At 67.1% G+C, this 22,194-nt stretch carries 25 protein-coding genes, 1 tRNA gene and 1 pseudogene; 10 read left to right on the forward strand and 17 right to left on the reverse strand.

Features of this window, described 5'->3' with window-relative positions; translation table 11 throughout:
• Positions 1-52: 52 nt before the first annotated feature.
• From K6T56_05075 to K6T56_05090, 4 genes are read right to left on the reverse strand one after another with little or no spacing between them, the layout of a single operon-like run.
• Positions 53-262 carry a hypothetical protein gene (locus K6T56_05075; GenBank protein MCL6555719.1) on the reverse strand — a complete coding sequence of 70 codons (210 nt, stop codon included), beginning with the start codon at positions 260-262 and terminating at the stop codon, positions 53-55.
• Between the two features lies 1 nt (position 263).
• Positions 264-566, reverse strand: a complete 303-nt coding sequence (locus K6T56_05080) for a sulfurtransferase TusA family protein (GenBank protein ID MCL6555720.1) — start codon at positions 564-566, stop codon at positions 264-266.
• An 18-nt stretch (positions 567-584) separates the two neighbouring features.
• The gene (locus K6T56_05085) at positions 585-1,184 is read right to left on the reverse strand and encodes a YeeE/YedE family protein (GenBank protein MCL6555721.1); all 600 of its coding nucleotides are present in this window, start codon (positions 1,182-1,184) and stop codon (positions 585-587) included.
• 2 nt (positions 1,185-1,186) lie between these two features.
• A complete protein-coding gene (locus K6T56_05090) occupies positions 1,187-1,678 on the reverse strand; it encodes a YeeE/YedE family protein (GenBank protein MCL6555722.1) in 492 nt (163 codons plus the stop codon).
• A gap of 135 nt (positions 1,679-1,813) precedes the next feature.
• Between K6T56_05090 and K6T56_05095 the strand changes: the two genes are divergently transcribed.
• On the forward strand, positions 1,814-2,146 hold the full coding sequence (locus tag K6T56_05095) for a ribbon-helix-helix domain-containing protein (protein MCL6555723.1): 333 nt from the start codon (positions 1,814-1,816) through the stop codon (positions 2,144-2,146).
• A gap of 7 nt (positions 2,147-2,153) precedes the next feature.
• On the opposite strand, the gene K6T56_05100 is transcribed toward K6T56_05095, so the two are convergent.
• From K6T56_05100 to K6T56_05135, 8 genes are all read right to left on the reverse strand, one after another.
• Complete coding sequence (locus K6T56_05100; protein ID MCL6555724.1) at positions 2,154-3,254, reverse strand: fructose-1,6-bisphosphatase; 1,101 nt, start codon at positions 3,252-3,254, stop codon at positions 2,154-2,156.
• Positions 3,255-3,321: 67 nt separating this feature from the next.
• On the reverse strand, positions 3,322-3,957 hold the full coding sequence (locus tag K6T56_05105; protein ID MCL6555725.1) for an NAAT family transporter: 636 nt from the start codon (positions 3,955-3,957) through the stop codon (positions 3,322-3,324).
• A 3-nt stretch (positions 3,958-3,960) separates the two neighbouring features.
• On the reverse strand, positions 3,961-4,326 hold the full coding sequence (locus K6T56_05110) for a DUF202 domain-containing protein (GenBank protein MCL6555726.1): 366 nt from the start codon (positions 4,324-4,326) through the stop codon (positions 3,961-3,963).
• 88 nt (positions 4,327-4,414) lie between these two features.
• On the reverse strand, positions 4,415-5,791 hold the full coding sequence (locus tag K6T56_05115; protein ID MCL6555727.1) for an efflux transporter outer membrane subunit: 1,377 nt from the start codon (positions 5,789-5,791) through the stop codon (positions 4,415-4,417).
• The gene (locus tag K6T56_05120; GenBank protein ID MCL6555728.1) at positions 5,784-8,885 is read right to left on the reverse strand and encodes an efflux RND transporter permease subunit; all 3,102 of its coding nucleotides are present in this window, start codon (positions 8,883-8,885) and stop codon (positions 5,784-5,786) included. The genes K6T56_05115 and K6T56_05120 overlap by 8 nt, the downstream gene beginning before the upstream one ends.
• Before the next feature lies 1 nt (position 8,886).
• Complete coding sequence (locus tag K6T56_05125; protein MCL6555729.1) at positions 8,887-9,981, reverse strand: efflux RND transporter periplasmic adaptor subunit; 1,095 nt, start codon at positions 9,979-9,981, stop codon at positions 8,887-8,889.
• Between the two features lie 9 nt (positions 9,982-9,990).
• Positions 9,991-10,605, reverse strand: coding sequence for a TetR/AcrR family transcriptional regulator (locus K6T56_05130; protein ID MCL6555730.1), 615 nt, complete (start codon positions 10,603-10,605; stop codon positions 9,991-9,993).
• Positions 10,606-10,707: 102 nt separating this feature from the next.
• Positions 10,708-10,956 (reverse strand): cytochrome c, encoded by a 249-nt coding sequence (locus K6T56_05135; GenBank protein ID MCL6555731.1) that lies wholly within the window; start codon positions 10,954-10,956, stop codon positions 10,708-10,710.
• 162 nt (positions 10,957-11,118) lie between these two features.
• Here K6T56_05135 and K6T56_05140 point away from each other — a divergent pair, with 162 nt between their 5' ends.
• The 5 genes and pseudogenes from K6T56_05140 (at position 11,119) to K6T56_05160 (ending at position 13,835) form a co-directional block, all read left to right on the forward strand.
• The gene (locus K6T56_05140) at positions 11,119-11,358 is read left to right on the forward strand and encodes a HypC/HybG/HupF family hydrogenase formation chaperone (protein ID MCL6555732.1); all 240 of its coding nucleotides are present in this window, start codon (positions 11,119-11,121) and stop codon (positions 11,356-11,358) included.
• Positions 11,351-11,695, forward strand: coding sequence for a hydrogenase maturation nickel metallochaperone HypA (locus K6T56_05145; protein MCL6555733.1), 345 nt, complete (start codon positions 11,351-11,353; stop codon positions 11,693-11,695). Before K6T56_05140 ends, K6T56_05145 begins: the two co-directional genes overlap by 8 nt.
• 10 nt (positions 11,696-11,705) lie before the next feature.
• Positions 11,706-12,488, forward strand: a complete 783-nt coding sequence (hypB, locus tag K6T56_05150) for a hydrogenase nickel incorporation protein HypB (GenBank protein ID MCL6555734.1) — start codon at positions 11,706-11,708, stop codon at positions 12,486-12,488.
• Between the two features lie 41 nt (positions 12,489-12,529).
• Positions 12,530-13,624, forward strand: a complete 1,095-nt coding sequence (hypD, locus tag K6T56_05155; protein ID MCL6555735.1) for a hydrogenase formation protein HypD — start codon at positions 12,530-12,532, stop codon at positions 13,622-13,624.
• A 26-nt stretch (positions 13,625-13,650) separates the two neighbouring features.
• Positions 13,651-13,835: pseudogene (locus K6T56_05160) on the forward strand (IS5/IS1182 family transposase).
• A gap of 20 nt (positions 13,836-13,855) precedes the next feature.
• On the opposite strand, the gene K6T56_05165 reads toward K6T56_05160, so the two are convergent.
• Positions 13,856-14,206 carry a DUF3147 family protein gene (locus K6T56_05165; GenBank protein ID MCL6555736.1) on the reverse strand — a complete coding sequence of 117 codons (351 nt, stop codon included), beginning with the start codon at positions 14,204-14,206 and terminating at the stop codon, positions 13,856-13,858.
• Positions 14,207-14,459: 253 nt separating this feature from the next.
• On the reverse strand, positions 14,460-15,017 hold the full coding sequence (gene greB, locus K6T56_05170; GenBank protein MCL6555737.1) for a transcription elongation factor GreB: 558 nt from the start codon (positions 15,015-15,017) through the stop codon (positions 14,460-14,462).
• A 62-nt stretch (positions 15,018-15,079) separates the two neighbouring features.
• On the opposite strand from greB, the gene hypF reads away from it, so the two are divergent.
• Positions 15,080-17,344, forward strand: a complete 2,265-nt coding sequence (gene hypF, locus K6T56_05175) for a carbamoyltransferase HypF (protein ID MCL6555738.1) — start codon at positions 15,080-15,082, stop codon at positions 17,342-17,344.
• Positions 17,334-18,341 carry a hydrogenase expression/formation protein HypE gene (hypE, locus tag K6T56_05180; GenBank protein ID MCL6555739.1) on the forward strand — a complete coding sequence of 336 codons (1,008 nt, stop codon included), beginning with the start codon at positions 17,334-17,336 and terminating at the stop codon, positions 18,339-18,341. The genes hypF and hypE overlap by 11 nt, the downstream gene beginning before the upstream one ends.
• Here hypE and K6T56_05185 read toward each other — a convergent pair whose 3' ends face one another.
• Positions 18,342-18,770: a hypothetical protein gene (locus K6T56_05185; protein ID MCL6555740.1), complete on the reverse strand. Its 429-nt coding sequence runs from the start codon at positions 18,768-18,770 to the stop codon at positions 18,342-18,344. It lies immediately after the preceding gene.
• Between the two features lie 8 nt (positions 18,771-18,778).
• Positions 18,779-19,666, reverse strand: coding sequence for a fructosamine kinase family protein (locus K6T56_05190; protein MCL6555741.1), 888 nt, complete (start codon positions 19,664-19,666; stop codon positions 18,779-18,781).
• A gap of 70 nt (positions 19,667-19,736) precedes the next feature.
• Between K6T56_05190 and K6T56_05195 the strand changes: the two genes are divergently transcribed.
• On the forward strand, positions 19,737-20,657 hold the full coding sequence (locus K6T56_05195; protein ID MCL6555742.1) for an MBL fold metallo-hydrolase: 921 nt from the start codon (positions 19,737-19,739) through the stop codon (positions 20,655-20,657).
• 119 nt (positions 20,658-20,776) lie between these two features.
• Here the strand turns inward: K6T56_05195 and K6T56_05200 are convergent, their stop codons facing one another.
• Entirely contained in the window at positions 20,777-21,613 is an 837-nt protein-coding gene (locus K6T56_05200) for a diiron oxygenase (GenBank protein ID MCL6555743.1), read from the reverse strand.
• Positions 21,614-22,064: 451 nt separating this feature from the next.
• On the opposite strand from K6T56_05200, the gene K6T56_05205 reads away from it, so the two are divergent.
• A tRNA-Ser gene (locus K6T56_05205) sits at positions 22,065-22,155 on the forward strand.
• The last annotated feature ends 39 nt before the right edge of the window (positions 22,156-22,194 follow it).

Here is a 22,194-nt window from a genome sequence, read left to right on the forward strand (position 1 = left end):
CCGAAAGCCACACAGAACATCACGATTTGCAGGGTGGTCTCCACATCCACGATCATGGCCTGACTCCCTTGTAGTGGCGCACCAGGGTCTCCACCGGCAGCGGTTTGCCGGTGATGGGATCGATCACCGGCGGGGTGAAATAGGGCACCCCGTCCTTTGTCACCTTCATGCTCGCCGGCGGATGGGCATAGACCTTCCACACCCCCCAGGCACATACGGCGAGGGAAAGGGCGAGATACACCCGCATCAGCACGCGCGCCATATCAGCGTTTCCTCAGGTAGACGTGCCAGGCACGGCCGGTGTTGACCGTGGCGAGGTGCTCGCAATCGAGCTCGGCACACATGGGGGGCAGGGCCTCCACCGAGGTGGGGTTGTCCACCAGCACTTCCACCACTTCGCCGGCACCGGCCTCCTTCATCGCTTTGCGGGTCATGAGCTGTGGCCGGGGGCAGGAATCGCCGATCGCGTCCACCTGGCGGCCGACGGTGATTTCACGCCCGTCGGGGAGGGTGACCTTGCCGCCACCGGTGGCGGCTTCCGTCTTTTTGCTGCCGAAAAGTCCCATGTTGGTCTCCTTCAACAATCATTCGCTGACTTCGTCCTTCTCGCGCGCCTGTTCCTTGCGCCGGATCGCCCGGTAGATGGCGGCCAGCACGGCAAACTGGATGAGGCCGAAGACGATGGCGGGAATACCCGTTTTCTCCTGCAGGGTGCGGGCATTGGCGAAACCCGCCTGCAGTGCTTCCGGATTGGGGTCGCCGGTCATGGAGGCGGGGGCGGGCGGCCACTGGTTGTAGGACCAGAGCAGGGAAAAGAGAAACATGCCGATGAAGGTGAAAAGCAGTGCCCACACCGCCCCCACGTTGCCTTCCGCCGCCTTCACCCAGGTGGAGACGGTGCAGGCACCGGCCAGCACCATGCCAAGACCAAAGAGGAAAAGCCCGAGGAAGGTGTTGAGGCCCACGTCGAAATCCAGCGGGTGGCCCGCGCCCACCGTCATGAAGGCGGTGAAACCCACGGTGAGGATCATCATCGCCACCAGCAGGGCCTTGGTGTTGCGGTAGGTGGAAAACATCATGGCATCGCGCAGGGCGGCGGTATTGCAGAAGCGGGAGCGCTGCACCAGCAGCCCCACGGCGGTGCCGAAAACGAAAGCGATCATGCACTCGGCGATGGTGGACATCCTCAACCCTCCAGCATTTTCTTGTAGATGAGGGAGCCGACCCAGGCGCCGGCGATGATGCCGGAGACGGCGAGATAGCCACCCAGGTTCATCTCGGGCGTGAGGCCGAAGAAGGTGGAGACGTTGCAGACGAAGGCCAGCCGGATGCCGATCCCCATGAGCAGCCCGCCCAGGGTGATCATCACCCACTCCGACAGGCGGCGTGGCACCCGCAGGTAGAATTCCTTGCTCGCCACCGCTCCGATGAAGGCGCCAAAGAACATGCCGAGGCTGATATACATCTTCCAGTAATCCCAGTGGGGCTCGAACACCAGGGTCCAGAAGGGCAGGCGTTTGAGCTCGTCGCCAAGAAAGGCCTGGGCGATGAGCCCCGTCATCATGGTTTCGCCGCCGCCCACTGTCCAGGCGCCGATGGTGAGGAAAAGGAAGATGTCGAGGACGGCGATCACCGCCAGGGCGAACACCGGATCGAGGGTTTTCCTGAATAGCTCCACGTTGCCTCCTTGTCGTTGTGCGCAAAGCATAGACCGCAGGGGACGGCCCGGGGTAGTAATCTTTGCCAACAGAGAAGGCTTGCCAAGGGGCGGCGGCTGCGCTGTAATCCTGACAACAAGAGGCAGGAGCGCAAGATGAGAATCTTCGTCGAGGAAAACGACGCCCTCGATCACATGTTCAATGCCTGCACCACGGCGCAGATCACGGAATTCATCCCGGAAAAGCGGGGTTTCCGCATCCATGGCCACAGCACCACCATCGCCCTCGAGCGGGCCTTCTGGAACGTGCTGGAGGACATGGCGCGGGAGCTCAACCTCACCCTGCCCAAGCTCATCCAGCGAGTCCACGATGGCTGCCTGGTGGCCAACGACAAGAACATCGCCTCCTGCCTGCGGGTGATCTGCGTCAAATGGCTGATGATCTACAGCCAGGGCGGCGCGGCAGACACGGCATCCCTGCTGGGCTGAGCGCCGCCTAGCTGCGCACCACGAAGCGCGGCTCGAGCTTTGCCAGCTTTTCCATGATGCCCGTGTATTCCAGCTCCGCCATGGGCAGCATGGCCGCGCCGAAGAAGCCCTGGCGGCGCATGTCCACCGCCTTCTGGCTCACCTTGTCGCGCACCGCATTCCAGAAGGGATGGGCAAAGGCATCGAGCGCCTCGGTGAGGCGCCCTGCGTGCATGGCATAGGCGGCGCAGCTGACGATGGGCGGCCCGTCGAAATAGCTGGTGCCGGTATTGAGGGGCACCGGCATCAGCGGCATCTGATGCGACCCGCGCATGCAGCCGGCGACGAAATGGCCCACGGCATAGGGCGCGAGGACCTCCCCCGTGGCCGGGAAATTCATCTGCACCCGGACCAGCATCACCGGATCGTCCTTGCCCGTGTATTTGCCGGCGATGTTGTGCAGCCGCGAGGTGGCCACCGCCACCGCCTGCTCCCCGGTGGCGCGGGACCAGACGGATTCCACCACATAACGCTCCGGATCACGCAAAAGCGCCGCAATGTCGTAGAGCTCCTCCGGCGCATTGAGCTCGATGATGCGGTCTCCCTCGGTGTGATTCACGTCCATGATGACGAAGCGGAAGCCCTCGGCCATCTTGGGCGAGAGCATGAGCCCCGGCGTGTTCATGGGATCGGCGAAGGCGGCATAGAGGGGGAAGTTGAAGGCGCCGGGATCGGTCTTGTCGGCGGCGAAGAAAAGAAAGGGTTCGTTGGGCCGCTCCTCGAATTCCATTTCCGCACAGGCCGGCCCCATGCCATGCACGTTGCCGGAGAAGGAATCCTTGAGCAGGTCCTGACCGGCGCCATAGAGGCCCTGGGCCTTGGCCGTCTCGGTGCCGGCGACGAAGGCATCCCAGGCCAGGCGATGGATGGCCTCGTCCTTCACGCCCCGCGTGTGGGTCATGAGAATGGCGATGTCGTCCCCGGTGTGGGTCACGTTGAAATCGATGAGCAGTTCCCTACCCTGGCTCGCCACGTGATGGCGCACGCGGTCAAGGAGGGCGGCGGAAGGCGCGATGTGCCCGCCGATGGAACCGATGTCGGCCTTGATGACGGAAACGGTGACTTTCATGCCGTACTCCTCACGGAACAGGGACTCTCTCCACTTTAGCAGGCAAAAAAGAAACCTGCGTTTAAGTTCAGGCCACCCAGCCGGGAAAGAGTCGCGCGAGCCCCCGGGCAATCATTTCCACGGACAGTGCCGCGATGATGAGGCCCATCAGACGGGTGACGATGTGAATGCCGGTGCGTCCGAGGCGATGGGCAATGTAGGGCGCTCCCTGGAAACAAAGCCAGACGGCAAGGCTCACCAGGGTGATGGGCAGAATGAGGGCGGCCTGATCCAGGGGCGAGCCCGGATGGGCCCCCGCGGCCACGATCACCTGGGTGATGGCGCCGGGCCCGGCCAGCAGGGGCACGCCGAGGGGGACGGCGCCCACCGCTTCCCTTTCCTCCGCCTCCACTGCCTCGTCCGGTGTCTGGCGCAGGGGGCTGGTGTGGGCCTGCAGCATGGAGAGGGAGAGGATGAGGAGGAGCAGCCCGCCGGCGACGGAGAACGATTCGATGCGGATTTCGAAAAAGCGCAGGGCATGCTCCCCCAACAGGGCGGCTGCCGCCAGCACCGCCCACACGGTGAGCGCCGCAATGGCGGCGGCGCGCCGGGCCTGCGCCGTGGACAGACTGCGGGTGGCGACAAGGAAAAACGGGATGGTGCCCACCGGATCGACGACGGCGAACAGGGTCAGCGTCGTCTTGAGGAGCCCCGCCCAGTCCATGCCTCACAGCTCGGAAAAGAGATAGGCCAGCAAAGCAAACCCCAGCAGGGTGACGGCGAGGTTGAGGAGGATGCCGCCGCGGGTGTGATAGCGCTCGGGAATCTCCACCGGCTTCAGGGTGGCGAGTACCCGCTGATACTGACGGATGGAGAAGACCATCGCGGCAAGCCCCAGCAGGATGAAACCGACCCCGATCCAGAAAGAAAGATCACGCCCCACCGCCTGGGGGGTTGCCCGCAGGACGTGCAGGAAAAGCCCGAAGCGCTCCAGGACGAAGCCGAACGCCATGAGGGTGAGCCCCGTGCGGTTCCACGCCATCAGGGTGCGTTCGGCGGCGAAGAAAACGCGTGGGTCGTTGAGATCGGACATGGAGTCATTCTACCCTCGGGCGCGTGCGGGGCGGCGGAAAGACGCAATGGAGCGGCTTACCGCGCCCTGCCGGCGCGGCATGGCAACTTCACTGGGCGCCACCCCCCAGGGCCTTGTAGAGGGCCGCCTCGCTTGCCAACAGCAGACGGCGGGCGGTGACCAGGGACTGCTCCGCGTTGAACGTGTCCCGTGCCGCGTCGAGGACTTCCAGATAACTGCCGAGGCCCGCCCGCTGCCGGGCTTCCACCCGCGCCAGCCGGGCGCGCTGGGCGGCAAGCACCCCTTCCAGCGCCTGCACCTCTTCGGCGTAGGCGGCGCGGGCGGCGAGGGCATCGGCCACCTCGCGGAAGGCCTGCTGCACGGCCTTTTCATAATCGGCCACTGCCGCCACCTTGCGCGCTTCGGCGAGATCGAGGGCCCCCTCGAGGCGCCCGGCGTCGAAGAGGGGCAGGCGCAAGACCGGCTGGAACAACCAGACACCACTGCCGGCATCGAACAAACCGGAAAGTGCCGCACTGGCAGTGCCGATGCTGGCGGTGAGGACGATGCGGGGGAAGAAGGCGGCGCGCGCGGCGGCGACGTTGGCGTGGGCGGCGAGCAGGCGCTGTTCCGCGGCGCGCACGTCGGGACGGGCAAGGAGTGTGTCGGAGGGCAGCCCGGGGGTGAGCCGCATGGCCTGGGGCGTGAGGGCCGGTAGCGGCAGCGGCACGGCGTGGGCGGTGAGCAAAGCCAGAGCGTTTTCCACCTGCGCGCGCTGGCGGCGCAGTTCGGCAGCCTGGGCCCGCACCGACTCGACCAGGCCCTCTGCGGCCAACACCTCCAGCTCGCTGGCAAGCCCCACGTCCCTGCGCTTTTGCAGCAGCGCGAGGCTTGCGCTGCGGTTTTTCAGGGTCTCTTCGGCAAGCCGCTGTCGTTCGGCCAGTTCGCCCAGTTGATACCAGGCAAGGGCGACATCGCCGATGAGGCCGACACGGAAGGCGCGCTGCGCTTCCTCGCTGGCCAGATACTGGGCGCGCGCCGCCTCATCGAGGGAGGCCACCCGCCCCCAGAAATCCATCTCGAAGGCGGTCACCCCAAGCCCCACGTCGTAACGGTCGGCAATGCGCGGGGTACCGGTGCCGGAGAGGTCCCGGGGCAGGCGCGCGCGGTTCGCCGAGGCCTGCGCCTCCACGGTGGGCAGCCGGTCGGCGCGGGCGAGTCCGGCCAGCGCCCGCGCTTCCGCCACCCGCGCCGCGGCAAGGCGCAGGTCACGGTTGTGGGCAAGCGCCGCCTCGATGAGCTGCTGCAGGGCAGGCTCCCGATAGTAATCGCGCCAGACGGGCAGAGGTGTTGGGGCTTCGCCCGTCTCCGGGAAGGTCGCCGGAAGCGGCGGTTCGGGGCGCACCAGGGGCAGTGGGGTACAGCCGGCCAGCGCCGCCACGAGGGCAAGCGCAACGCTTGTAAGGGGGAGGCGCAGCTCAGGCATGGGTCGAATCCCGGCTGGCTCTGGCGGGGAAGAGCTTGCGCACCCCGAGGAAAAACACCGGCACGAAGAAAATGGCCAGCAGGGTCGCGGCCAGCATGCCACCGACCACGCCCGTGCCCACGGCGTGCCGGCTCGCCGCCCCTGCCCCGGTGGAGATGGCCAGCGGCAGCACACCCAGGATGAAGGCGAAGCTCGTCATGAGAATGGGGCGCAGACGCAGCCGGCAGGCTTCCAGAATCGCTGCAGTGAGCTCCATCCCCGTCTCCTCCAGCTTGCGCGCGAACTCGATGATGAGGATGGCATTTTTCGCCGCCAGCCCGATGATGGCGACAAGCCCCACCTTGAAGAACACGTCGTTGGGCAGGCCACGCAGTTCGACGGCGAGCACCGAACCCAGTATGCCCAGGGGCACCACCAGAATCACCGCCAGGGGAATGGCCCAGCTCTCGTAGAGGGCCGCCAGGGCGAGGAACACCACCAGCACCGAAAGGGCGAAGAGGGCCGGTGCCTGGGCACCCGCGCGTCGCTCCTCGAAGGAGGTGCCGGACCATTCGAAATCGAAGCCGGGGGGCAGCTTGGTGGCGATTTCCTCCATGGCGCGCATGGCCTCACCCGTGGAGTGCCCCGGCGCAGGCGTGCCGGCGATCTTCATGGAGGGGTTGCCGTTGTAGCGGTCCAGCTTGGGCAGGCCCGCGGTCCAACTGGGTTTGGCAATTTCACCGAGGAGCACGATGTCCCCATTGCGGTTGCGCACCGGCAGCTTGAGGAGATCATCGGGGGTGGCCCGCAGGTCGGCATCCGCCTGCATCTGCACGCGCAGGATGCGGCCGGCACGCACGAAGTCGTTGACGTAGGCAACCCCGATGGCGGAGGTGAGGGTATCGTTGAGTTCCGCCATGTCCACCTGCAGCGCCTGCGCCTTTTCCCGATCGATGTCCAGATAGACCTGGGGCGCGGGTTCCTGGCCTTCCGGGCGCACGCCGGCCAGCCGTTTGTCCTGGGCGGCCATGGCGAGCACCTGGTTGCGCACCGCCAGCAGCATGTCCCGACCCTGGCCGGCGCGGTCCAAGAGGCGGAAATCGAACCCGCCGACGGCGCCCAGCTCGGGGATGGGCGGCGGATTGACGGCGAAGATCATGGCGTCCTTCATGCGCAGGAAGGTGCCCATGGCGCGGCCGATGAGGCTTTGCGCGGAATGCTGCGGTGCCTTGCGTTGCTCCCAGTCCTTAAGCCGCGTGAAGAGCAGGGCGGCGTTCTGCCCCCGACCGAAGAAGGAAAACCCCACCACGCCGATGACCCGCTCCACCTCCGGCTGTTGCAGGTAGAAGCGTTCCGCCCGCGAAAGCACCTCCACGGTGCGCGCTTGCGTGGCGCCGGTGGGCAGTTGCACCAGGGTGATGAAATAGCCTTGGTCTTCGTCGGGGAGGAAGCTTGCCGGCAGGCGCAGGAACAGCCAGCCGGTGGCGACGACGAGGGCGACATAAATCACCAGAAAGCGCCCGCTGCGCGCCAGCACCCGCGCCGTCAGGCTGCGGTAACCGTCGGTCATGCGGCGGAAGAAACGGTTGAAGGCGCGCCGCTCCTCCTTTTGCGGGTCAAGGGGCACAAGCAGGGTGGCGCACATGGCGGGGGTGAGGGAAAGCGCCATGAACACCGAGAAGGCCATGCTGAGGATGAGGGTGGCGGCGAACTGACGGTAGATCGCCCCCACCGAGCCGCCGAAGAAGAGCATGGGCATGAACACCGCCGACAGCACCACGGAAATGCCCAGGATGGCGCCGATGATCTGCTCCATGGCCTTGAGCGTGGCCGCTCGCGGCGGCAGCCCCTCTTCGCGCATGATGCGCTCCACGTTCTCCACCACCACGATGGCATCGTCCACCAGAATGCCGATGGCCAGCACCATGGCAAACAGCGTCAGCACATTGATGGAAAACCCCAGGGCATAGAGGCAGGCGGTGGTGCCAGCGAGCGCCACCGGCACCACCACGGCGGGAATGAGGGTGGTGCGCCAGTGGCCGAGGAAGACATACATGACGACGAAGACGAGCAGCATCGCCTCGGCCAGTGTCTTCACCACCTCCGTGATGGAGATTTCCACGAATCGCGAGGTGTCGTAGGGGATGGCCCAGTCCACGCCCTCGGGGAAGAAACGCGAAAGCTCCCCCATGCGGGCCTTGACCGCACGGGCCACATCCAGCGCATTGGCGCCGGGGGCCACGCGGATGGCGATGGCGGCGATGGGCTGGCCGTTCATACGCGCATAGCGCTCATAGCTTTCCGCGCCCAGCTCCACCCGCGCCACGTCCTTCACCCGCACCACGCTGCCGTCGGCCGCCGCACGCACCACCACGTTGCCGAATTCCTCCGGCGTGGCAAGCCGCCCGCGGGTGACGATCACCGCGTTGACCTGGGCGCCGGGACTGGCGGGGGCCTGGTTGAGCTCGCCGGTGGCCAGTTGCACGTTCTGCGCCTGCAGCGCCCGTTTCACGTCATTGGGGGTGAGTCGGTAGCTCACCAGTTGTTCCGGCTTGAGCCAGATGCGCATGGAGTATTCGGCGCCGAACAAAATCGCCTCACCCACACCGGGTAGCCGGCGCAGGGGGTCGAGCACGTTGGCGGCGGCGAAGCTGCCTAGGTCCACGAAGTTGCGCTTGCCATCCTTGGAATGAATGGCGACGAACATGAGGTAGTTGCGCTGGGGCTTGGTCACCGGGACACCCAGCCGCCGCACCTCATCCGGCAGCCGCGCCTCGATGCGCTTGTAGCGGTTCTGCGCTTCCACGGAGGCGAGGTCGATGTTGGTGCCCGGCTCGAAGGTGAGGGTGAGGGTGCCCGCGCCCAGTTCGGAGGAGGCCTCCATGTAGAGGAGACGTTCGATGCCGTTCATCTCCTGCTCGATGAGCTTGATCACCGTATCCTCCACCACCTGCGCCGAGGCGCCGGGATAGGTGACGTTGAAGGCGATCTGCGGGGGTGCCACCTGGGGATACTGGGCCACCGGAAGCTGCCGCAGGGCGATGGCCCCGACGAGGGTGATGAGGATGGCGATGACCCAGGCGAAGATGGGCCGATGGATGAAGAAGCGCGCCATTTCAGCCGCCCTGGCCGGCCGCAACGGGTTTCACCACCGTGCCCGGACGCGCCTTCTGCACGCCGGAGACGATGAGGGTTTCGCCGCCGCGCAGGCCCTCTTCGATGACGAAGCGGTCACCGGCCATGGCCCCCACCTTGACTGGGCGCGGTTGTGCCTTGTTGTCGGGGCCAAGCAGCAGCACGAACTGCCCTTGGGGTCCCGACACCACGGCCTTCTGTGGCACGGCGATGGCTTCCGGCGCCACGGCCTGCGGCAGGCGCACGCGGACGAAGGTGCCCGGCAGAAGCAGGCGCTCGGGGTTGGGAAATTCCGCCTTCAGCGTGATGGCCCCGGTCAAGGGGTCCACGCTGAGATCGCTCATGAGGAGCCGGCCCTTGTGGGGATAGGGACGGCCGTTTTCCAGAAGCAGCTCGACGCTGCGCGAATCGGTGGCCTTGATGTGGCCCGCGGCCAGCGCCTGCTTGAGCCTCAGCACGTCCGCATTGGGCTGGGTGAAAAGCACGTACACCGGTTCCAGCTGATCGATGGTGGCAAGCAGGGTCGCCTCACCGCGGCCCACCAGCGCCCCCTCGGTGACCAGGGCGCGCCCGATGTGACCGGAAATGGGGGCGGGCACCGTGGTGTTTTCCAGATCCAGGCGCGCCTTGGCGAGCTGGGCTTCGGCCAGTTTCAGCGCGGCGCGTGCGGCATCCACTTCCTGCTGGCTCACTGCCTGCAGGGGAAGCAGCGATTCCAGGCGGGCAAGCTGCAGGCGTTTGACTTCCACGTCCGCCTCGGCGGCCTGGGCCGCGGTGCGGTAGGTGCGGTCATCCAACTGGAAGAGGGGCTGGCCCGCCTTGACTTCGCTACCCTCGGTGAAGAGGCGTTTTTCCACGATGCCCTCCACCCGCGCCCGCACCTGGGCGGTGCGCACCGCCGCCACCCGGCCCGGCAGCTCCCGGGTGAGCGTCACCGCCTGGCGGGTGACCGTCACCACTTCCACTTCCGGTGGCGGAGGCATGTTGCCACCCGTCCCGGTGGCCGGCGCGGGAGGCTTGCCCTCGGGGCTGCAGGCGGCGAGCAGGGAAAGCAGAAGGAGAAGCAAGCGGCGCATGGTGAAACCTCAGGGAGCGGGGGTGGGGGCCTGCCGGGTCACGCCGTAGAGGCGCAGGAAAGTGTCCACGATGCGTTCCACCCGGCGCACCTCGTCCCCCTCGGGGGGCATGCCAAACAGGCCACGCAGGCGGTCGTAATCCGCAAGCCAGGCGGTGAAAAGCTCGGCGGCAAAGGTGGCATCGTCGGCAGGAAGGCGCCCCTCGGCCATGGCGCGGGCGAGGTAGCGGGCCAGCCCCTCCCGCGTGCGCTGGGGACCCTCGGTGAAGAATTGGCGGGCCAGTTCGGGAAAGCGCGGCGCTTCTGCCACCATGGTGCGGAAGATGGCAAGGCCTTCCGGACTCAGCACCTTGGCCCGGTAGGCATGGGCGAATTCGAGGAGGGTGGCGCGCAGCTCGCCGTCCCCTTCCAGGGTGACCAGAATGGTCTGCACCGCATGGCGCATCACCTCGCGGAACAACGCCTCCTTGCTGGCGAAGTGGTTGTAGAGGGTCTGCCGGGCGACCTGGGCGCGGGCGGCGATGCGCTCCATGCTCACCTGATAGCCCTCCTCACGGAAGGCGGCACAGGCGGCTTCCAGCAGCCGCTGGCGGGTATCGGTGGAGGATTCGGAAACGGCGGCCATGGCACGGTGAAGTTAGACTGATGAGTCTAACGCCGCCGTCAATGGCTGTAAACGCCAAAAAGGGGCGAAAGCCCCTACTCCCTCCAAGGGTAGAGTGAGGGGTCAGCGCTGGCCCAAAAAGGCGGCGAGATCGGCCTTGTCGGATTCGCCAAGACGCACCAGCCGGTGGGCGGGAATCCTGCGGCCCTCGAGCACCTCGGCAATTCCCCCGGGAGGAAGCGTAAGCCGACTGGGCTTGCTGTGGCAGGAGGCACACTGGCTGCGGAAGATGGCCTCCCCCCGCGCTTTGTCCGCAGCAAACCCAGACGAAGAAAGCAGCAAAAGGAGGGTGAAGTGGGTCAGAGGTTTCATCAGTCACGCAACGAAGGTTGTTGAAGAAGCGGGATTGTGCAAGGCTAATGCTCGTGGTGGCTGGCGGTGCTGCCAGCCCGAGAGGCGAGCGCCGCTCCACCGTTTTCACGGTAACGCGGGCTTGCCCTGAGAGGCAAGGGTGCTATCAGGCGAAGGTGAGTCATGTGTCTGGGCATTCCCATGCGCATTGTGGAAATCCAGGGTGTCGATGCCCGCTGTGAGGCGGCGGGCGTGGAGCGCCAGGTGAGTCTGTTCCTGCTGCAGCATGAAGCCCTTAAACCCGGGGATTTCGTCATCGTGCACGTGGGCTATGCCATCCAGAAAGTGGGGGAAGCGGAGGCGCGCTCCGCCTGGGAGCTCTTCGCTTCCCTCGCCCCGGAGCAAGGGGCGGGGCATGCATGAGCTCGCCGTCTGCCAGGCCCTGCTGCGGCAGGTGGAGGCGGTGGCGGCGGAAAAGCAGGCGCGGGGGGTGGAGGCGGTGCGGGTGCGCATCGGGCCGCTGGCCGGGGTGGAGGTGGCCCTCCTCGAGGAAGCCTATTCGGTGGCGCGGGAGGGCACCTGTGCCGCGGGCTCACGCCTCATCGTGGAGCACGCGCCGCTTGAGGTTTCCTGCACCGCCTGTGGTGCCAGGAGCGCTGCCGAGCCGGCCCGCTTGCGTTGCCCCCGCTGCGGCAGCCCCGACACGCGGCTTTTGAGCGGGGATGAGCTTTTGTTGGTGAGTGTGAATCTTGTTTTTTGAGGGACCTGTCATGTGCGATAGCTGCGGCTGCACCGTCAGCCCGGGCAACCGGAAACATGCCTACATGCCGGTGGCGGGCACCACGGCGGTGACGGTGCTGAAGAATCTGCTGGCGGAGAACGACCACGCCGCGGCGCACAACCGTGCCCATTTCGACCGGCACGGGGTGCTCGCCGTCAACCTGATGTCGGCGCCGGGCTCGGGCAAGACGGCGCTGCTGGAGGCCACCATCGATGCACTGGGGCAGGAGTTTCGCATCGGCGTCATCGAGGGGGACCTGGAAACGGAAAACGATGCGGCGCGCATCCGCGCCAAGGGTGTGCCGGCCTGGCAGATCACCACCGGCACCAGTTGTCACCTGGATGCCCACATGGTGCACGCGGCCCTGCATGCCTTTCCCCTCGCTGGCCTCGACATTCTCTTCATCGAAAACGTCGGCAATCTGGTCTGCCCCGCGAGTTTCGACCTCGGCCAGCATCGCAATGTGGTGTTGCTGTCGGTTCCCGAAGGCGACGACAAACCCGCCAAATATCCCGTCATGTTCCGGGCCGCGCATCTCGTGCTCCTCACCAAGAGCGATCTTCTGCCCCTGCTTGAGGACTTCGATCCCGTGCGCGCCGAGGCCCATCTGCGGGATCTCGCCAGTTCCGTGCCGCTGATGACCCTTTCCGCCCGCACGGGGGAAGGCCTTGCCGCCTGGTGCGACTGGCTGCGGCGGGAACTTGCCACCCACCGGGCAAGGCTTGGCATGGCGCACGCCGTGGCCGGCTGCGGCGTTGCGCTGGCTGAGTGATCCGAAACGAAGCGGCTTCCCCATCCTCCCCCTCCCACCCCATGGCCCTTTCCGCCCACGACTGGCTTGCCCGCATCCGTGCCCTGCCCATCGAGGGCACGGTACGCATCATGAACGTCTGCGGCGGCCATGAGCGGGCCATCACCCTCGCCGGTCTGCGCGCGGCCCTGCCGGAAAACGTGGTTCTCATCCCGGGGCCCGGCTGTCCGGTGTGTGTCTGTCCGGAGGAGGACGTCTACGAGGCGATCCGGCTGGCGCGCCTTGACGGCGTGATCCTGGTGGCCTTTGGTGACATGCTGCGCGTGCCGGCCAACGTGGCCAAAGGAGAAGCGCGCTCCCTGGCCGAGGCCAGGGCGGAAGGGGCCGATGTGCGTCCCATTGCCAGCCCCCGTGAGGCGGTGGAGATTGCGCGCGCACACGCCGACCGGCAGGTGGTCTTCTTCGCCGCCGGTTTCGAGACCACGCTTGCGCCGGTGGCCGCCATGCTTCTCGAGGGGGTGCCGGAAAACCTGTCACTCCTTTTGTCGGGACGCCTCACCTGGCCGGCGGTGGCCATGCTGCTGGAATCGGACAGCCCCGGTTTCGATGCCCTGGTGGCGCCGGGGCATGTGGCCACGGTGATGGGGCCGGAGGAGTGGACCTTCGTCGTGGAACGCCACCACCTGCCGGCGGCGGTGGCGGGCTTTACGCCCGTGTCCCTTTTGGCGGCGTTCCACTCGGTGCTGCGCCAGCGGCTGGAGGGGCGCCCTTTCCTCGACAACTGCTATCCCGAGGTGGTCCGGCCGGGGGGTAATCCCATGGCGCGGGAGATGCTCGCCCAGGTGATGGAGGTGAGGGATGCACCGTGGCGCGGCATCGGTATGATCCCTCGCTCCGGGTTGTTTCTGCGGGAAGCCTTCGCCGCCCAGGATGCACGGCGGCGCTTTGGCTTCCAGGTGCGCAGCCGCAGGCGCGCCGGCGCCATGCCGCCGGGCTGCGACTGCGCCCGGGTCCTCCTGGGCAGAATCCCGCCCAACGCCTGCCGCCTCTATGGCACCGCCTGCACACCCCGTGCGCCCGTGGGCCCGTGCATGGTCTCCGATGAAGGCGCCTGCCGCATCTGGTGGGCCGGGGGAGTGAGAGCCCGGGCGGCCTGACATGGCGGCATCGGGCCCATCATTGGGCATTGCTGATTGCCGTGCCCGGCTCGACGAAGAACGGCAGTGGCCAATGCGACGCCGAGATGCACCAGACGAAGAAAGGCAACCAGGGGTACTTTGGGATGAAGGCGCACATCGGGGCAGAGCTTGATCAGGGCGGGTGCATACGGGAGTGGGCACCGCGGCCAGCGTCAGCGATGTGACGCAGGGCGTTTGTTCAGCGGCGCCCTAGAGCAACTCCACGCCGAAGCGGCGAACCGCGAGCGCAAACAGGGCGAAGCAAACAACGGTGATGATGACGCAGACCAGCAAAGATGGCCAGAAGCCGATGCGCGGGAGGAGGATCGGAAATGCGAGGAACATGGGCAATGTCGGGACAACATACCAGAACGTGTACCACGCGTGATTTGCGATTTTTTCCTGGGGTTGGTTTTCAATGTGCAGCCAGATAAGCGCGAGAAGGGTTACGAGGGGCAGCGCCGCAACAAAACCACCAAGTTTGTCACTGCGCTTCGCAAGCTCTGAGACAAGCACAACCACTGCGGCGGTCAGGAAATATTTTGTGATGATCCAGGCCACGGCTTCTCCCAAGTTCTGACGTTTGACAGGAGGGGCGGCCACAAGCGATCGCCCTGGGACGTCCCCCTCGATGGAAGGATCAGGCCGCACGCAATACGCCACCGGACTCTGCGACCCACGGCGGGAGATTCCCGTGCTAGGCAAACCCACGGCGCTGGCGGGACCACGACAGGCGCATCTTTCACCGATGCGCGCGTCCGGCGAAGGTGACCGGCGGGGTGGCAAGACGCGACCCGCAGCTCAGGCCGGGGCGTCAATCCACCGCCTCGTAGCGCACTTCCAGGATGTCCAGTTGCTGCACGCCGGTGGGGGTGCGGACGGTGACGGTGTCGCCCTCCTCGCGGCCCAGGAGGGCCATGGCCAGCGGCGAGCGCCAACTGATGCGGCCGCGCGCCGGGTCCAGCTCGTCGATGCCGACGATGGTGTAGGTGGCCTGCCGGCCGTCCTGATCGGCGACGACCACGGTGGCGCCGAAGTAAATCCGGTCATGGGGCTGCTGCGTGGGATCGACGATCTGGGCGAACCCCAGCCGCTTGGTGAGGAAGCGGATGCGCTTGTCGATTTCCCGTAGGCGCTTCTTGCCGTAGATGTAGTCGGCATTTTCCGAACGGTCGCCCAGCCCCGCCGCCCAGGCCACCACCTTCACCACTTCCGGGCGTTCCACTTCGAGCAGGTGTTTGAGTTCCGCCTCAAGCCGGGCATAACCCGCGGGGGTGATGTAATTGCGGGTGCCTTGGGGCAGGGCCCGTTCTTCCTCTTCCAGCTCTTCTTCGGGGAGGTCGTCTTCTTCCCGGGTGAAAGCCTTGCTCATGGCTGCCTCGTCTATTTCTTTGCGCGGTTGAATTTTATTATGCCTGTCGCTAACGTGAGCCCATGACCGGGGCAGCGGACCTTCCCCCCTTACGGGCGGCGCGGCGCATCCTCCTTTCCGGGCGGGTGCAGGGGGTGGGTTTTCGCCCCTTCGTCTACCGGCTGGCGATGCGCCATGGCCTCACCGGTACCGTCCGTAACCTGAATGGCGAGGTGAGCATCGAGGTGGAGGGGGAGCCGGTGGCGCTCGAGGCCTTCACCGAGGCGCTCCTGGTGGAAGCCCCGCCCTTGGCACAGCCTCGGCTGCGGGAGTGCCAGGCGATCACCCCCCGCGGCCGGCAGGGCTTCGTCATCCTGCCCAGTGGCGGTCATGGAGTGGCGGGCCATCTGCCCCCCGATCTTTTCTGCTGCGAGGCTTGCCTTGCGGAACTCCTCGACCCCGGCAACCGCCGTTACCGCTACCCCTTCATCAACTGCACCCAGTGCGGGCCCCGCTACACCCTGATCACGGGCCTGCCCTATGACCGGGCCCGCACCAGCATGGCGGGGTATGCCCTTTGTCCCGCCTGCCGCGCCGAATACGAGGACCCGGCAAGCCGGCGCTTCCATGCCGAACCCCTGGCCTGTCCGGTCTGCGGGCCGCGGCTGCGCTTCAAGGGGGGCAAAGAGGTGATCCACGACAACGAGGGGGCGCTCGCCGCCACGGTCGCCCTTCTGCGCGCCGGGGGCATCGTCGCGGTGAAGGGGGTGGGCGGCTATCATCTGCTCGTCGCCGCCGAGGACGAGGCTGCCGTGGCGCGTCTGCGCACGCGGAAACGGCGACCGGCCAAACCCCTGGCGGTGATGTTCCCTTGGGAGCCGGAGCTCGCCAGCGTGCGGCGGCAGGTGGTACTGGATGAAACGGAAGCGCGGCTTCTGTGTCTGCCCGAACGCCCCATCCTGCTGTTGCGGCGCGCCGCCGGCTGTTCCCTGGCGCCGGGCATCGCCCCGGGACTTGGCGAAGTGGGGGTGTTCCTGCCCTACAGCCCCCTGCATCATCTGCTCCTTGCCGATTTCGCCGCGCCCCTGGTGGCCACCTCGGCCAATCTCAGCGGCGAACCAGTGTTCACCCGGGAGGCGGAGGTGGAGGCGCGTCTTGGTGAGGTCGCCGATGCCTTCCTCCACCACGACCGGCCCATCCTGCGCCCGGCCGACGATGGGGTGCGGCGGGTGATCGCCGGGCGTCCGCGACTGCTGCGCCTGGGGCGCGGGGTGGCCCCGCTGGAGCGCAAGCTGGCGCAACCCGTGGCCGAGCCCACCCTGGCGGTGGGCGGCCACCTCAATGTGACGGTGGCGCTGGCTTGGGGGGACCGGGTGGTGGTCTCCCCCCACATCGGGGAGCTGGACAGCCCCTTTAGCCGCGCCGTCTTCGCCCAGGTGATCGAGGACCTGCAGATCCTCTACGGGGTGCGGGCGCGGCGCCTGGTGTGTGATTCCCATCCGGACTACGGCAGCAGCCGGTGGGCGCGGACGGCGGGCCTGCCGGTCATGCGGGTCCTGCACCACCACGCCCATGCCTCCGCCCTGGCGGGGGAATGGCCGGCCATCCAGCGCTGGCTGGTGTTCACCTGGGATGGGGCGGGCCTCGGGGAGGATGGCACGCTGTGGGGCGGCGAGGCACTCCTCGGCCGCCCCGGGGCATGGCGGCGGGTGGCCAGCTTCCGCCCCTTCCGCCTGCCCGGTGGCGAGCGGGCGGCACGGGAGCCTTGGCGGGTCGCCGCGGCCCTGTGCTGGACGGCGGGGTTGCCTTGGCATTCGTCCGATGAAGCGGCGCTGTTGCGGGCGGCCTGGGAGAAGGGCGTCAATGCGCCGGAGACTTCCGCCGTGGGGCGGATCTTCGACGGCGCGGCTTCCCTCCTGAATCTGGTGCAAAGGGCGAGCTATGCCGCGCAGGGCCCCATGCGGGTGGAGGCCTTGGCCGAAGGCGAGGGCGAGCCGCTTCCGCTGCCCCTTTGCCGGGATGGGGGAGGGATCTGGCGCACGGACTGGGCGCCCCTCATCGCCCATCTGCTGCGACAGGACGTGACTGCCTGCCGCCTTGCGGCGGACTTCCACGCCACGCTGGCGCACGCCCTGGTGGCACAGGCGCGCGCGGTGGCGGAAGAAGCCCCCTTCGACGCCGTGGGTCTGACCGGAGGCGTCTTCCAGAACCGCCGCCTTGCCGAGGCCGCAGTGGCGGGGCTGGCCGCGGCCGGCTGGCAGGTTTTTCTGCCGGAGGCGTTGCCTGCCAACGACGGCGGGCTTGCCTTCGGCCAGATCGTCGAAAGGGGGGCGCGGGATCATGGATGAGGCGTTCGTGCGGCTCGCCCACGGCAATGGTGGGCGGCTCATGCGGGAGCTCATCGAGACGGTGTTTGCCGAAGCGCTGGGCAACGACTTCCTGGATTTGCGTGCCGACGCGGCGCGGCTGCCGTCGGTGGCAGGGGAGCTTTTCCTCACCACCGACGGCTTTACCGTCGAGCCGCTGGAATTCCCCGGCGGGGACATCGGGTCCCTGGCCGTGCATGGCACGGTGAACGATCTCGCCGTGGCCGGGGCGCGGCCCCTCTGGCTCTCCCTGGATGTCTTCCTCGAGGAAGGCCTGGCGCGGGAGCAGCTCGTGCGCATCGTGCACTCCCTCGCCGGCGCGGCGCGGGAAGCGGGGGTGGCGGTGGTGGCAGGGGATACCAAGGTGGTGCCGCGGGGCAAGGGGGGTGGGCTTTATCTGGCCACCACGGGCGTGGGCGTGCGCGCCGCTGCCCAGCCCCTTTCCCTGGCGGGGGTGCGGCCGGGGGACCGGCTGCTGGTGAGCGGGCCGGTGGGGGACCATGGCACGGCGGTGATGCTCGCCCGCGGGGAATTTGGCCTGCGCGGCGGGGTGGTGTCGGATGCGGCAAGCGTGCTTCCCCTGGCCGAGGCGCTGTGGTCCATGGCGGGGCTGCGCTTCATGCGTGACCCCACCCGCGGCGGGCTGGCCCAGGTGGCGCACGAGATCGCCCGCGGCGTGGGGGCGACGGTGCGCCTTAAGCAGGCGGCGATTCCGGTGCGACCAGGGGTGGCCGCGGTGTGCGAGATGCTGGGCTATGACCCCCTGTATCTGGCCTGCGAAGGGCGGGTGGTGGCGGTGGTGGATTCCGCGCTGGCGCAGACCGCCCTGGCGGCGTGGCGGGCCCTGCCCCAGGGCCGGGAGGCGGCCCTCATCGGTTTCGTGGAGGAGGGGCCCGCCTGGGTGGTGGTGGAAACGGAATTCGGCGGCGAACGCCTGTTGGAGGAGCTGGAGGACGACCCCCTGCCCCGCATCTGTTGATCACGCCGCGTCCGGAAAGGCCGGCGGCCGCCGGCGGTCAAGAATGCAACGCCGGTCCACCCAGCCCCGGATGCGCCGGTCGAGGTCGCTGCGGCGGTCGGGGCGCAGCTGCAGACGCCTTTCGAGGAGTGCCGTGCCGCGGCCGACGCGCCGCCGTTCGCCGCTGCGCCGCCGGTCTTCACTGCGCTGGCGCCGGTCCCCCTGCACGCGGCGCTCGCAGCCGCTGCGCAGGGCAAGGTGGGGTTGCAGGCGGCGGGCGAAGGCGGCCACCTCTTCATGGGCGTAGGCGAGCCGCCCCGCCAGCTCCCGCGGCGGCAGGATGGGTGCATAGCGCCGGTCCGCCTCGAGCCAGCCGACCGCATCGCGCCCGGGCATGGCCCGCTGCAAAAGGCCCGCCGCCTCCTCGCTGGAGAGAAACCGGGGTGTCATGGCATCTTCTAGCCGCGGCATTCGGCCAGCAGACGTTCCATCATGCGCTCCGCCTGGGAGCCGTAGCCGCCGCCAAACAGGTTGAAATGGTTGAGGACGTGGTAGAGATTGTACAGGACCTTGCGCACGCCATAGCCCGCATCCAGCGGCCAGGTGCCGCGGTAGGCGGCGTAGAAATCCTGGGGAAAGCCGCCGAAGAGTTCCGTCATGGCAAGGTCCGCCTCCCGGTCCCCGTAATAGACCGCGGGGTCGAAAATCACGGGCTCGCCTGCCTCGTCCTCCCCCCAATTGCCCCCCCACAGGTCGCCATGGAGTAGCGAAGGCTTGGGCTGGTAGTCGGCGAAAAACGCCGGCAGCCATTCCAGAAGTTGCCGCCCCTTGTCCAGGGCGCGGGCAGGGAGGCCGGATTGCGCGGCGAGGGCAAGCTGATGGCCAAGCCGCCGCTCCCGGTAGAAGCTCACCCAGTCCTCAAGCCAGCCGTTGGGCTGGGGGGTGGCGCCGATGGTGTTGTCGCGGTCCCAGCCGAAGGCGGGCCGGGTTTCCTGGTGCAGGATGGCCAGGCGCTCCCCCAGCCGGCGCCCGCTGCGGGAACCGCCGCCTGAGAGCGGCACGTACTCCAGCACGAGCCAGGCGTGTTCCCCCGCCGTTCCCGTTGCCACCGCCTGGGGCACCCGCAGGATGCCCGGGCGCGCTAGCTCGGCAAGGCCCGCCGCTTCCGCCTCGAACATGGCAAGGCGCGTGGCCTCGTGGATTTTGACGAAAAAGCGCCGGCGGCCGTCCTCGAGGACCCGCGCTTCATTGATCGAGCCGCCTAGGCGCGCCTCGCTGCGCCGGGGCGAAAAGGGCAGGCCGGTGGCTTGTTCGATGCTTTCCGCAATGTGGTCGAGAAGGGCCATGGCTGGTCAGGATTCCTCCGCTTCGATGGTAACATGGTGCCGATCGCATCAACCCAAGCAGGAGGCTATTATGCGCAGAATCCTTTTCGCCTTTTTCTTCGCTCTGCTGCTGCCGGCCGCGCAGGCGGAACTGCCCGCACCCAAGGTGCAGAAGGTGAACGAACGCATTTATGCCCTGATCGGCCCCATGGAATTCCCCAACCCGAAAAACCAGGGCTACATGGTGAACAGCACCATCATCATCGGCGAGAAGGGCGTCATCCTCATCGATACCGGTTTCACCGACGAGATCGGCAAGCATCTTGCCAAGACCATCGCCCGCATCACGCCCAAGCCGGTAACCCACATCATCAACACCCACCATCATGGGGATCACACCCTGGGCAATATCGCCTTCCCCGGTGCCACCATCATCAGCTCCGAGAAATGCCGCAGCGAGCTGGAGCGCACCGGCGCCGAATGGATCGAAATCGTCGAAACCTCCACCGGCATGAAATTTCCCAACACGCGGCCGGTGCTTGCCGATACCGTCTACCAGGAAAACACCCGGGTGGATGTCACCCTCGATGGCGTCCGTATGGTGCTGTGGACCCCGCGGGGTTCCCACACCGCCGGTGACATGCTGGTCTATCTGCCGGACGACAAGGTGCTGGTGGGGGGCGATGTGCTGGTGCACCGCATCATGCCCGCCTTCCGTGACGCCTACGTGAAGAACTGGGTGGGCACCCTCGAGGAAGCCACCCAGCTCGATTTCAAAACGGCCATTCCGGGACACGGTCCCCTCATGACCAAGGATGATGTGCGCAAATTCCACCGTATGATGGCGCGTTTCTATGCCGGGGTGGAGGCGGGCTACAAGAAAGGCCTCACCGACAGCGAAGTCCGCAAGACCCTGGATTTGAGGGAATGGAAACCCCTCAAGCACTTCGCCGAATCCATGGGCGGCAACATCAGCCGCACCTACCTGGAGGTGGAAGCGGCCAATTTCTGATTCAACCCGGATTTGTCGTGAGGGCGCGCGCAGGCGGGCATCGCCTGGGAAGCCAGAGGCCCTTTGACTCACCGAAAGGCCAATCGAAGGCACAGGCCGGCCCAATGACCAATCTGAGTTCAAAGGCCAAGCCGTCGGAGCCAAGCCAGCGTGGGGGCAAGGCAGCTTTGCACGAGGGCGTGGCGCGCCGGATTGGCGGCCGCCAGGCGACGCCAGCGCCGGCCGTCAGTCAAGCCCGCGAGTTCGTAGACGGCCGGGGGCGGAAAAAAAAGGGTGTGGGCGAACTGGCGGATCAAGGGTCGCATCAGTTGCCCCACTACTCTGCGCCGCCAGGGACCGAGCGCAACGAGGCTCGTTTCTACTTGGATGCGCGCCTGCGCGATGTGGCGGGCTTCATCCACCCGGTGCAGGGTGACGAGGCGGCTGACGACGGGATCGATGCCGCCGGCGGCGCGGATGCGCTGGTTGAACTTGTCCGGCACCTCTTCGCCCACCACCACCGCCAGGCGGAAGAGCAGGGCATCGGGCGGCGCATGCCGGCCGAGAAAATCCGCAAGCCGCGGCGGGCGAAAGGCACAGGCGGGCAGATATACGCCGGAGACTTCCATCAACTTGAGGAACATGAGGCTGTGGCCGGCTTCCTCGCGGATGGCATGCAGGCGCGCCGCGTGCTCGGCGAGGGAAGCCCATCTCCTTGAGGCGGCCAGTCTTTCCATAAACAGGCTTTCGAGCCACAGGCCGACATGGAGGAAATGCACGAACTCATAGTGGGACAGCCGCCGGCGCAGGTTTTCCGGCAACGCCTCGAACTCTGGAAGGCCCGCCAGGGACAGGCAGGCCGGGGGCAGCCACCAGTGTTCCGTGGACAACCGCGTCCAGTCGAGGGCCGCGAGGGGATCCCGGTAAGGCTCGGCAGCGCGGTTCAGCTGGGAGAAGATGGCGTCGGCTCTAGGCATGCCACGGTGAGGGCGGAAGCGGGGTCGGCCGATTCTAGCACGGGGCGGCGCGGCCTTGCCCGTGCCAGGGGCTTCCGGTATGATCGCGCCCTTTAAATCAACGCGAAGCATCTCCTCCCTCTTCCCCGTGGAGAGGGCGGGGATCAAGGAAAGAGAACGCTTCCCCCCTTCTCGCATCCCATCACCCGGCTTTCGGTCACGCTTTTCCTCAAGGAGCGGGGCTGAAGCTGAAGGGGGAGGGCAGGGAGGAGGTGAAGTGAAACCCGGCCAGCCGTTTACCGTGATGTATGGGCGCGGCGGGCCGATGCGATCATCCTTCGGGACGGCTTGGCCACCCATCGTGACGCCGTCCCGCCGCCCAAACACGGGCTTAAGGAGCCGGCGGGCATTTGCGTCAGGGTGCGCGGTGTCGGTCGGGGCCGCAGCCTGGTTCCCGGTGGTCATCGGTTTCGGAGAGGTGGGTGAGTGGTCTAAGCCGCACGCCTGGAAAGCGTGTTCAGGGTAATCCCCTGACGCGGGTTCGAATCCCGCCCTCTCCGCCAGTCTCCTTTTCGCTTCGGCACCCGGCGGCGCGTGGGTGC

It is taken from the genome of Burkholderiales bacterium (assembly GCA_023511995.1).
Lineage (GTDB): Bacteria > Pseudomonadota > Gammaproteobacteria > Burkholderiales > Thiobacteraceae > Thiobacter.

Excerpts from the sequence above, each read along its gene's own strand:
- K6T56_05100 (MCL6555724.1), bottom strand. The coding sequence starts at position 3,254 with ATGAAAGTCACCGTTTCCGTCATCAAGGCCGACATCGGTTCCATCGGC.
- K6T56_05080 (MCL6555720.1), bottom strand. The coding sequence starts at position 566 with ATGGGACTTTTCGGCAGCAAAAAGACGGAAGCCGCCACCGGTGGCGGC.
- K6T56_05145 (MCL6555733.1), top strand. The coding sequence starts at position 11,351 with ATGCATGAGCTCGCCGTCTGCCAGGCCCTGCTGCGGCAGGTGGAGGCG.
- K6T56_05135 (MCL6555731.1), bottom strand. The coding sequence starts at position 10,956 with ATGAAACCTCTGACCCACTTCACCCTCCTTTTGCTGCTTTCTTCGTCT.
- K6T56_05120 (MCL6555728.1), bottom strand. The coding sequence starts at position 8,885 with ATGGCGCGCTTCTTCATCCATCGGCCCATCTTCGCCTGGGTCATCGCC.
- K6T56_05195 (MCL6555742.1), top strand. The coding sequence starts at position 19,737 with ATGCGCAGAATCCTTTTCGCCTTTTTCTTCGCTCTGCTGCTGCCGGCC.
- K6T56_05185 (MCL6555740.1), bottom strand. The coding sequence starts at position 18,770 with ATGACACCCCGGTTTCTCTCCAGCGAGGAGGCGGCGGGCCTTTTGCAG.
- K6T56_05130 (MCL6555730.1), bottom strand. The coding sequence starts at position 10,605 with ATGGCCGCCGTTTCCGAATCCTCCACCGATACCCGCCAGCGGCTGCTG.
- K6T56_05115 (MCL6555727.1), bottom strand. The coding sequence starts at position 5,791 with ATGCCTGAGCTGCGCCTCCCCCTTACAAGCGTTGCGCTTGCCCTCGTG.
- K6T56_05075 (MCL6555719.1), bottom strand. The coding sequence starts at position 262 with ATGGCGCGCGTGCTGATGCGGGTGTATCTCGCCCTTTCCCTCGCCGTA.
- K6T56_05125 (MCL6555729.1), bottom strand. The coding sequence starts at position 9,981 with ATGCGCCGCTTGCTTCTCCTTCTGCTTTCCCTGCTCGCCGCCTGCAGC.
- hypD (MCL6555735.1), top strand. The coding sequence starts at position 12,530 with ATGGCCCTTTCCGCCCACGACTGGCTTGCCCGCATCCGTGCCCTGCCC.
- K6T56_05140 (MCL6555732.1), top strand. The coding sequence starts at position 11,119 with ATGTGTCTGGGCATTCCCATGCGCATTGTGGAAATCCAGGGTGTCGAT.
- K6T56_05095 (MCL6555723.1), top strand. The coding sequence starts at position 1,814 with ATGAGAATCTTCGTCGAGGAAAACGACGCCCTCGATCACATGTTCAAT.
- K6T56_05110 (MCL6555726.1), bottom strand. The coding sequence starts at position 4,326 with ATGTCCGATCTCAACGACCCACGCGTTTTCTTCGCCGCCGAACGCACC.
- K6T56_05200 (MCL6555743.1), bottom strand. The coding sequence starts at position 21,613 with ATGCCTAGAGCCGACGCCATCTTCTCCCAGCTGAACCGCGCTGCCGAG.
- K6T56_05105 (MCL6555725.1), bottom strand. The coding sequence starts at position 3,957 with ATGGACTGGGCGGGGCTCCTCAAGACGACGCTGACCCTGTTCGCCGTC.
- K6T56_05085 (MCL6555721.1), bottom strand. The coding sequence starts at position 1,184 with ATGTCCACCATCGCCGAGTGCATGATCGCTTTCGTTTTCGGCACCGCC.
- hypF (MCL6555738.1), top strand. The coding sequence starts at position 15,080 with ATGACCGGGGCAGCGGACCTTCCCCCCTTACGGGCGGCGCGGCGCATC.
- greB (MCL6555737.1), bottom strand. The coding sequence starts at position 15,017 with ATGAGCAAGGCTTTCACCCGGGAAGAAGACGACCTCCCCGAAGAAGAG.
- K6T56_05190 (MCL6555741.1), bottom strand. The coding sequence starts at position 19,666 with ATGGCCCTTCTCGACCACATTGCGGAAAGCATCGAACAAGCCACCGGC.
- hypB (MCL6555734.1), top strand. The coding sequence starts at position 11,706 with ATGTGCGATAGCTGCGGCTGCACCGTCAGCCCGGGCAACCGGAAACAT.